The organism is Xenorhabdus sp. PR6a, from assembly GCF_028599065.1.
In the GTDB taxonomy this organism is placed as follows: domain Bacteria; phylum Pseudomonadota; class Gammaproteobacteria; order Enterobacterales; family Enterobacteriaceae; genus Xenorhabdus; species Xenorhabdus doucetiae.
On record NZ_JAQRFJ010000086.1, the window covers coordinates 1 to 9938 of the forward strand.

Genomic DNA, 9938 nt, shown 5'->3' on the forward strand with positions numbered 1-9938 from the left:
CAAGAGTTACGTCCAAAATGACAACGTGAAGGAAATAGACCTAAAGCTTCCAATTTATAGCAATGTCCCCTTGATATGCTGGTTAATCTTCTTCGCTCTGCTTCTCTTATTCTTCTTTCTGATTCCCCATAGGCAGAAAGAATATATTTCCTCTGGTTGTCAGTAGGCGAAATATATCTATTCATTGCACCATCTCGCCGCGAGATTCGGCAATACGTTGAGCTATCCAACTATCAATTTCTGATTCAATAAAAGCTATTGAACGAGTACCAATTTTGACTTGTTTCGGAAATTTATCTTCCTCAATCAGTTTGTAAATCCATGCTTTGCTATAACCCGTTCTGCGTTGCACTTCTGGTAAGCGGATAAGACTTTCTTTAGACGTGATAATTTCTGACATATACTTTACCCCTATTGGCTTATCTATATTGGTTCTTTTTAGACGTTATTAGAACAGGGGTAATTAAACCGAAGTTGTAAAATGAATTCATTACATGGCAATAGTAATTTGTTTCATACAAAGAATGTATTATGTCTTACCATTTACAAAAATAACCATTTATGATTAATATAAAACCATAAATAGTTATGTATTAACATTAAATGATTATTTTAAGATAATTCAATCAAGCATGTTTCTTAAATTTGCCATGCGCCACATTTCCGCCTTGTTCGAGTGCATCCATGTAGTCGGCATACCATTGAAGCATTTCCCTGCGTCCATCCAAATATTGGGCGTGATTGTAGGTTCCTCGAATACTGTTCTTATCAACGTGAGCAAGCTGTGTTTCAATCCATGCAGTGTTATAACCCTGTTCATGTAAGATAGTGCTCATGGTATGACGGAATCCGTGGCCTGTTGCCCGACCAGCATAACCAATGCGTTTAAGAACCTGATTAATAGCGGCTTCACTCATTGGCTTACTTGCATCATTCCTGCCATGAAAAGCAAAGTTAAATCGGCCTGTGATTGCTTCCAATTCCCTCAGCAAAGCCATAGCTTGCTCAGAAAGCGGGACAATATGAGGCCGACGCATTTTCATCCGCTCTTGAGGGATTTCCCAAATTGCTTTGTCGAAATTAATTTCTGCCCAAGTAGAGGCGCGAAGTTCTATTGTTCTCAATCCGGTAAGCAGAAGTAACTTCGTTGCAATTTGAGTAATTTTACTTCCGCTATAGAGGGACAATGCTTGTAGGAAAGCGGGTAATTCATCGACATTCAGATGTGGGAAATGCTTGGCTTTCGGTGTTGCTAATGCGCCAGCCAGTTCCGCCGCTGGATTATATTCCGCTCTTCCCGTGACAATTGCATATCTGAAAACTTGGTTACATGCCTGTCTGATCTTTTTCAGCTTATCGAGAACTCCACGCTGTTCCATTTTGCGCAGGACGGTGAGCATGTCTAATGGCTTGATATCAGTGATGGCGAGTTTGCCAATGAAAGGAAAAATATCTTTTGTGAAACCTTCTAAAAGGTCTTCTGCATATCCCTTTGACCAGTTAGGAACTTTATAGGCGTGCCATTCAAGGGCGATTTTTTCAAAGCTGTTACTTACGATGAGAGCTTTTTCTCTTTTTTCCTGCCTTTTAACCAGCCCCGGATCATCGTCATTTGCCAATATTTTCTTGGCATCTTCCCTTTTGTTTCTGGCTTCTGCCAAGGTTACGATAGGATAAGTGCCAAATGCCAATCGCTTCTCTTTACCCGCAAAGCGATATTTTAATCGCCAACATTTGGAACCATTCGGAAAAATTTCTAAGTACATGCCCCCACCATCGGAGAGTTTGTACGATTTGTCTTTGGGCTTAGCAGTGTCTATCTGTCTGGCTGTCAACTTCATGTGGGGGCATCCATTTTGATTGAACCTAACAATGCCCCCAATTATGCCCCCAGAGATCTATGGATTTCAACCTACCTGACTGGACTACAGAAGAACGAAAAACGGCTAACATCGCGTATTTACTGGGGTTTTGTGGACTTTGGAAGACGTTAAGATATGAATAGATGGTACGCCCTACGGATTCGAACCTGTGACCTACGGCTTAGAAGGACAAAAACTATTGATTTCACATGATTTCTTCTGATTTCATAAGGCTTCATCACTTTGATTTAATATGGATTTTATAGGTTGCGCGGTTTCATATAGTTGCATATCATTTCATCATAACTTGACCCGTTACTTGACCTGCAATGAAGGATATTTCCAATGGCTAGTACCTTATTGACTGACAGTAAAATTCGAGGCCTGAAACCCAAAAACTCAGCTTATTATACATGGCAAGCATCAGCAACACGAGGAACTGGCAGGCTAGGAGTCAAAACATACCCATCGGGGAGAAAGGTTTTTGTTTATCGTTATTTTAAGAATGGGAAAGAGAAGTTCATTAATCTAGGTGACTTTCCTGCTCTCTCCTTGGCGGAGGCATTATCTAAATCACGAGATGCTGCCGATAACGTTTCAGCCCCAGAAAAAGCCATCATAGAACACGCTACAATCGAGCAGCTATTTAAAGATTATATTTCTGACCAAAAACGCCGAGGAAAACGATCATACGACAAAACCGAATACAGGCTAAATCAAGTATTGGATAGCCAACATATTGATAGAAATGCTCCAGCCAAAGATATCACCCCAGACCACATTAAAAGAGTACTGGCGGAATTTATATCACGTGGTGCTGTTGCTGGCTCAAATAAGGCTCGTTCAAATCTTCATGCTGTATTTAATTTTGGTCTATTTGCTGACAATGACCCAGCCAAGCTGAACGAGAAAGTTATCTATGGGTTAGATCGAAACCCTGTGACCATCGTTCCGCGACAAGAAGATGCAGATAGAGCGCTGGATAGATTTTTATCGTGGGATGAAATGAGAGCCATTCTGGAATTATTCCAAGTTTCTCAGACAATATTTCCAATCAATCCAGATTACGGCCGATTACTGTTACTCTGTATTTTTACCGCTGGACAGCGCCCTTGGGAAATCATGACCAATACAAGAGATAACTGGGATAAAAAGAACAATACGCTAACAGTGCCACCCAATATATCAAAAAATAGTGATTACCATGTGATCCCATTATGTGAGTCCGCCACAAAAATATTAGAGCAACAAGCTAAACAATATCCTGACTCTGAATTCCTATTTCCCGGCAAGACCAAAGAAGGTCATTTGTTAACCGCTGAATATGGCAAGCAATTACGCAAGTTCTGTGACCGCTATGACTTCGAGAAGTTCACACCAAGAGATATCCGAAGAACGTTCAAAACATTAGCGGGAGATATGGGAGTAAGCTCCGAAATGAGAGACAGAGTACAGAACCACAAAAGACCCGGTGTCTCATCCAAGCACTATGACCGTTACGACTACCTGAAAGAAAAACGGGAAATTATAAAGCAATGGGAAAATAAATTACTCTCACTATAGGGCAGGAAGCTGCCCTTTGAAATCCAGACAGTAGTCTAACAAAATAGAGTTATTTGAATTAACTTAATCTTGATATTGCTAAATGAGCCAAATATTAATTTGTCCATTTCCAATTTAGGATGGATCTCACCGCAATATTGACCTCCATTTGAATAAATGGAGGTCATTTATATATTTAATGCAGGTGTATCATTTATTATTACGTTGTTTTTATTAAAAAAAGACAGAAAGTAAAAAACCTCATTGCTAAAAACAGTTTTTTGTGAGCAACATCATAAAATTAAAATGATCATGATTTTGTCAAAGCCATTATCTATTTTTTACTTTTATTTCATATCGTTACAAAAAAACATCTTTTATGGATAAATATTAAGTGGTTCTATACACTAATCACATACGCCATTTCAGAATATTATTTCTCAACGGCAATCATTTTAACTTTTTACACGGTCATTGTCGGAGTCCGTTTTTTATTTCACTTGATTTAATTTGGTCTTTACTCCTTCGTTATTTATTATTACCCCCATTTTGTTTATCACGGATCAACCGATATATTCGGACAACAGAGTCCCTGCAAATTATCGAAAAACAACGTATTACGCCCTTAATTAACAAATTTGTCGGAGACAATGTGCGTTAGATTTAAATCTTGTACCCGAATGTTATGGCCTGCGTTGCTATCAGGTGGGATAGCCTATTACATAACGTTCCATCATCTCAGGGAGACACACCATGTCAATAAAGAAGAACATCGATAAATTGAAGAAAGGACAAGCCCTTGTTCAGCAGGGGCAGGGCGCTATTCAGAAAGCGAAACAGGTTGCAGGAAAATTGGGCGGCGGCCTGTCAGGCACGGCCGGCTTAATACCGGGAGGTGGTTTTACCGGGGGAATAGGCGGAAGTTCAGGCAGCGGTATTTCAGGATCGGCGGGTTTAATTCCAGGCGGCGGCTTTGCTGGTGGGCAAGGATTGTCACAACGCGCAGCCGGGGGGCAGAATGCGGCCACCAAAGTGCTGGAAAAAGTCGGCCAGATGCTGATGGGCGGGCGTGACCCAAGTGGCCTGCAATTTACCCTGACCGCAGGCGGTTTACCGCCGCAGACGTTTGTCGTGACCGATTTCACCCTGAACGAAAGTTTTTCCCAGCCGTTTAGCCTGAGTGTGGGGCTGGCCAGTGCCGACCCGGCTATTGATTTTCCGGCAGTACTGGATCGCACCGCCACGCTGACCATTCTGCAAAACGCTGTCGAACAGCGCAGCGTCACCGGCATCGTCACCCGCTTTGAACAGGGCAACACCGGCCTGCACCAAACGACCTACCGGATGAGTATCCGCCCGGATCTGTGGCGCACCACCCTGAGACAGAACTCGCGCATTTTCCAGCAACAGGATATTGCTACCATCATTACTACCCTCCTGAAAGAACATAAAATCCGCGATGTGATCTTCAGCCTGCGCCACCCTCACCCGGCGCGCGAATTCTGCGTACAGTATCAGGAAAGCGACTTCGATTTCCTGCAACGGCTGACGGCCGAAGAAGGCATTTTCTACTTCTTCGAATGCAGTAACGGGCGCAACACGCTGGTCTTCGCCGACGACTGCGGTTCAGTGCCGCCGGGCATACGCCTGCCCTATCAGCCGGGAGAAAGCAGTACGCTGGGCGAACCGGCTGTCAACAGCCTGACCAGCAGCGCACAAATACGGCCGGCTCAGGTCCAGCTTAAGGATTACACCTTCAAGAACCCGGCGTGGCCGGCGGAATTTAGCCAGCAGATACGGGATGAAAATCTGCAACAGCTGTACTACGAGCACTACGATTACCCCGGCCGCTTCAAAGACGAAGCCCATGGCAAGGACTTTACCCGTTACCGGCTGGAGGCATTGCGCAGCGATGCAATGATGGGGCAGGGCAGCGGCAATGCGATAGCGCTACAGCCGGGTAAACTGTTTATCCTCACTAACCATCCACGGGCAGACCTGAACCAGTCATGGCAGACCGTTTCCACCAGTCACAGCGGCAGCCAGCCGGGTGCGCTGGAAACGGCAAGCGGCGGCGAGAGCGGTACCACGCTGCACAGCCACTTCTACTTTATCCGCCAGAATCAGAACTGGCGTCCGGCACTGCTGGCCAAACCGGTGATGGATGGCCCACAAATCGCTAAGGTGGTCGGCCCGGCCGGCGAAGAAATCTTCTGTGACCAATATGGGCGTGTACGCCTGCAATTTCCGTGGGATCGTTATGGCAAGAGCGACGATCAAAGCTCCTGCTGGATACGGGTCAGCCAGCCATGGGCAGGTCAGGGCTGGGGGATGCTGGCCATCCCGCGCATCGGCCAGGAAGTGGTGGTGGATTTCCTGCACGGCGACCCGGACCAGCCCATCGTCACCGGAAGAACCTACCATGCCAGCAATATCCCGCCGGGCAAACTGCCGGGCAGCAAAACCCAGATGGCACTGCGCTCCAAGACCCACAAGGGCGAGGGGTATAACGAACTGCTGTTTGAGGATGCCAAGGGCAGTGAGAAGCTGTCACTGCATGCTCAGAAAGACATGTACACCAAGGTGCTCAACAACCGCGATACCCATGTGATCGCCAACCACACCGAGACCGTGGAGAAAAACCAGATCATCAAGATCAATGAGAACAAAGAGGAAACGGTCACGCTCAACAGCACGGAAACGGTGAAGGAGATGCGTAAACTGATCACCGGCAAGAACTACATTATCGAGGTCGGTGCACACAAGGCAGAGACCATCACCAATACCCTTTCCATCACCACCGGCGATGTGATTGAACTGAAATGTGGCGCAAGCGTCCTGCGCATGGACAGCAGCGGCAAAATTACCCTCAAGGGCAGTGAGTTCAAATTTGAGGCCAGCGGCCCGGTACAAATCACGGGTAAAGATATCGACCTGAACTAGAAAGGACGGATTGAGATGGAATTTCGTAACCTGACTCCCTTTACGGTGATGAACTATGCCATGCTGGATGTGGAGGATGTGGAGCACCACGTGGCCGTGATGAAAATCGGCTACCAGTTACTGCCTGCCGGACAAGGGGAATACAGCGCTGAATTACTGCCCGCGCCGCCCCTGTATTTACAGGATGAATACCGGGGGCAGATGAATGCCTCGCAGGTGTTGCAGGAAAGTGACCTTGCCCCGTTTAAACCGCGCTGTGACGTGATTGTTAACGGCACGGCTTATGCCCCTGATGGCCGCCCCTGTACGGAGTTTCCTGTTCAGTTACAGGTTAAGAGCAAGCAGGGCCAGACCCTGCTCGACAAAACCCTGACTGTGACTGGTGAACGGGAATTTATCCGTGATGCTGGTGGTCATTGGCAACTGACTGATCCGAAACCCTTTACGACCCTGCCGCTGGATTATCGCTATGCCTATGGGGGCGAATGCAAAATTCAGGCGGACGATAAAGCGAGCGAACACCTTCAAGAAAGTGATCGTCTGACACCGGAACAACGCCAGCAACATCCAGACGGGGAAAAAGCCCCAGTTGCCCATGCCACCTGTGAAACCAATCCGCTGGGTACCGGATTTGTCACGCCGTGGTATGCCAACGCCAAACAACTGCCCCGCTACCCGGCCCCGCGCATTACCCGGCCGGATGCGCCGTTCACTGCGCAACATTTTTCTGCTCAACTGGCGGGTACCTTATCGCCCGATACCCCGGCCTGCCAGCCGCAAGGGTTGGGCTTTATCGGCCGTCCATGGCTGCCCCGCCGTCAGCTTGCCGGCACTTACGATGCCGACTGGCTGGCGCACCGCCATCCCTATCTGCCGAAAGATTTTGATTTTGGCTATTGGAACGGCGCACCAGTTGACCAACAGATCGACTGGCCGGAAACGGATATTGCCATCACGTTAAGCGGGCTGACACCTGATGGTGACCTGCATGTCACCCTGCCGGGGCACCGCCCGTTTATCCTGCTGCGGATGCACAACGGCATTCTGCTGCCTGTTCCTATGCGTATGGACACGTTAATTATCGACAGCGAGGCAAGGACGCTGCATATGACCTGCCGACTGAGCTTCAAAACCGCTCTGCCCGCACGGGTCGCTGAAGCGCGGTTTGAAATCAACCCGGATGCCCCGTTGCTCAAACTGGCACCACTGGAAGAGGAGAAAAAGGATGGCTGATAACCACATCGCCCGCACGGCGGGGAGCTGGATGATCGTCGGCATGTTGCCGGACGTGTGCAAAACCCCGATGGGATCTTCCACCCCGCCAATCCCCTATCCGGTCGTCGCAAAACTGGCAGACAGCTCAGTGCCGGAAAAAACTGTGCGCGCCAACGGCCAGCCAGTGGTGGTATTTGCCCGCAGCTTTGTGCCCACAACACTCGGCGACCAGCCGGGCGTGGCCAATGGTGTTAAGAGTGGCACGGTGGGCGCGAAGTGCCACCCACAGGAGCATACCAAGACAGTGCGGGCGGGCAATAAACTGGTCCTGCGTCACGGGGATAAATTCTGGATGAACGGAGCATAAGGACGGAAACCATGGCAGAAAACAACGGAGCCGGAACAGACAACAAAGCCGTAGACAAGGCAGAAGAACCGGCCAACACAAAGGATATTGTCCCCCCTAAACCGAATTCCCCGTTACCCCAAAAGGTTCGGGATGACAGTCCGACCGGGGAAGGCAATACAATCGGTAAAATTATCGGACAGGCACCACAGGCAACTAATCCTCCCCATGAGGCCAATACAGTGGTACTACCAGAAACTAAAGAAGAAAAAGGTGTTTGGGAGCAGATAAGAGATTACTTTGACACGGGCATGGTCAATTCTATAGATGCAGATGCAGAAGAACGTGCTGCCATATTGGAAATGACTGGACAGAAAAAAGCAGCAGAAAACCTACGTGCTGTGGCAGATAATACCCGCCAGAACGTCGATAAGTTTCGTGCGACTGATTTCGCTATCGGCGCAGCAAAACGTGCCAATAATCTGGCTGTCGATGCCGCAGAAGCGGTGACAAAATTGCAAGGGAATGCCTCTGCGTTGGACGCCCAAGCCCGTGCTGCTGAACTGGAAGCTTTCGGGCAGAAACGCCCCGCCGAAAGTGTACGCAACACGGGTACCGCCATATCTCAAAATATCCAAGAATTTAATCTGGACTCAAAACGAAAAAGTTTTGATAACCCGATGCAGAAAGGCGGGGAAATGGCATTTGATACCGGTATGACTGTATCTTTGGTGGGCGAAATACCCAGTATACTTAAAGGCATTGGCTCCTTTTTAAAACTCGGTAAACAGGCCACCAAACAAGAAGTTAAAATCACGGCGAAAACTGAAACGCAGGCTGCGGGGGACACTAAAGGTGCCAGTATTGAGGGGAAATCGACAGAGACAGCAGAGACAGCCGCCCCCACCAAACCCCAAAACAACAAACAAGATCCCGTTGACAACAAGTCCAATAGCAAAGAAGGGCAAAATAACAACAAAACCACGCCAGAAGGTGATCCTGTCGATATGGCCACCGGGGACTTCCTGCAAGTCTGGCCGGTTATCGTCATTCCCGGATTGTTACCCATCACCCTGACCCGCACCTATCGTTCCACCGCTAAGTTCAGCGGCCTGTTTGGATCGAAATGGGCGGATGACTGGTCACGTCAGTTGGAACTGGCCGATGGTAAGGTAAATTTTACTGATGCCGACGGCGTGATTTACGATTTCAGCACGCCGGATAACACGGTGCTCGCCCGTAACCAGCATATTCCTCATTACGTGCTGACGGGGGAACTGAATGGCGAATTGCAACTAACTGATCGCCGCGCCCAGCTTAGCTACCATTTCAACCAAGCTGTCGGCAATATCCGCAGACTGTCCGCGATCACCGATCGCCGTCAGAACACAATTCAGTTTATCTACGATAAACAGTCGCAACTGATTGAAGTCACACGCACGGATGGTTTCCGGCTGGTGTTGGGCTATCAGGGCCAGCAACTCCAGACAGTGGATTATCTTGAACCACAGAAACAGCAGCGGTTAGTGACCTGTCACTATGATCCGCAAGGCTACCTGCATGAATGTGACGCCTTCCAGCACAACCACTTGTGGCATGAATATGATGTGCAGGGGTGGATGATCCGCTGGCACGACACTGACCAGACCGATTTAAGCCTGACTTATGATGAACAAGGACGCGTACTCAGCACAACTTCCCCCAGCGGTTATTGGTGTGACCATTTCCACTATGATGATCAGGCACGCATCACTACCTATCGGGATGGTGAAGGCGGTGAAACCCAATACCATTACGATCACAATGGGTTGATTGTCCGTGAAGTCGATCCATTAGGGCGGATCACCCGCCGCCAATGGCGCTATAGCCAGATTGTCTGGGAAGCCGATCCGGCTGGCGGGATAACCACTTTCGGTTACAACCCTGACGGGGCGCTGACCGAAGTGAAACTGCCGACGGGCGACACCTTTGCTTATGGTTATGACGAACACGGCCAGCTCACTGAAAGTTGGCTTCCGACCGGCGAACGC

The 9938-nt window shown here is 48.5% G+C and carries 8 protein-coding genes; 5 read left to right on the top strand and 3 right to left on the bottom strand.

The annotated features are described in order from the left end of the window. From PSI15_RS16165 to PSI15_RS16175, 3 genes are all read right to left on the bottom strand, one after another. A partial coding sequence (locus tag PSI15_RS16165) for an AlpA family phage regulatory protein (protein ID WP_273584425.1) occupies positions 1-185 on the bottom strand: 185 nt, incomplete at its 3' end. Beyond that, the gene (locus tag PSI15_RS16170) at positions 182-400 is read right to left on the bottom strand and encodes a helix-turn-helix transcriptional regulator (protein WP_273584426.1); all 219 of its coding nucleotides are present in this window, start codon (positions 398-400) and stop codon (positions 182-184) included. The genes PSI15_RS16170 and PSI15_RS16165, both read right to left, overlap by 4 nt. Positions 401-626: 226 nt before the next feature. After that, a complete protein-coding gene (locus PSI15_RS16175) occupies positions 627-1841 on the bottom strand; it encodes a tyrosine-type recombinase/integrase (protein WP_273584427.1) in 1215 nt (404 codons plus the stop codon). A 366-nt stretch (positions 1842-2207) separates the two neighbouring features. On the opposite strand from PSI15_RS16175, the gene PSI15_RS16180 reads away from it, so the two are divergent. From PSI15_RS16180 to PSI15_RS16200, 5 genes are all read left to right on the top strand, one after another. Then, positions 2208-3425: a tyrosine-type recombinase/integrase gene (locus tag PSI15_RS16180; protein WP_273584428.1), complete on the top strand. Its 1218-nt coding sequence runs from the start codon at positions 2208-2210 to the stop codon at positions 3423-3425. A gap of 732 nt (positions 3426-4157) precedes the next feature. Then, entirely contained in the window at positions 4158-6347 is a 2190-nt protein-coding gene (gene tssI / locus PSI15_RS16185) for a type VI secretion system tip protein TssI/VgrG (protein WP_443256105.1), read from the top strand. A gap of 15 nt (positions 6348-6362) precedes the next feature. Beyond that, positions 6363-7580 carry a DUF2169 family type VI secretion system accessory protein gene (locus PSI15_RS16190; RefSeq protein ID WP_273584429.1) on the top strand — a complete coding sequence of 406 codons (1218 nt, stop codon included), beginning with the start codon at positions 6363-6365 and terminating at the stop codon, positions 7578-7580. Beyond that, entirely contained in the window at positions 7573-7929 is a 357-nt protein-coding gene (locus PSI15_RS16195) for a DUF4150 domain-containing protein (RefSeq protein ID WP_045969086.1), read from the top strand. The genes PSI15_RS16190 and PSI15_RS16195 overlap by 8 nt, the downstream gene beginning before the upstream one ends. 11 nt (positions 7930-7940) lie before the next feature. Continuing rightward, positions 7941-9938: DUF6531 domain-containing protein (locus PSI15_RS16200; protein ID WP_273584430.1), on the top strand; the 1998-nt coding region annotated here is incomplete at its 3' end.

Coding starts and splice junctions, on each gene's coding strand:
- PSI15_RS16170 (WP_273584426.1), bottom strand. CDS start 400: ATGTCAGAAATTATCACGTCTAAAGAAAGTCTTATCCGCTTACCAGAA.
- PSI15_RS16195 (WP_045969086.1), top strand. CDS start 7,573: ATGGCTGATAACCACATCGCCCGCACGGCGGGGAGCTGGATGATCGTC.
- PSI15_RS16190 (WP_273584429.1), top strand. CDS start 6,363: ATGGAATTTCGTAACCTGACTCCCTTTACGGTGATGAACTATGCCATG.
- PSI15_RS16175 (WP_273584427.1), bottom strand. CDS start 1,841: ATGAAGTTGACAGCCAGACAGATAGACACTGCTAAGCCCAAAGACAAA.
- PSI15_RS16180 (WP_273584428.1), top strand. CDS start 2,208: ATGGCTAGTACCTTATTGACTGACAGTAAAATTCGAGGCCTGAAACCC.
- tssI (WP_443256105.1), top strand. CDS start 4,158: ATGTCAATAAAGAAGAACATCGATAAATTGAAGAAAGGACAAGCCCTT.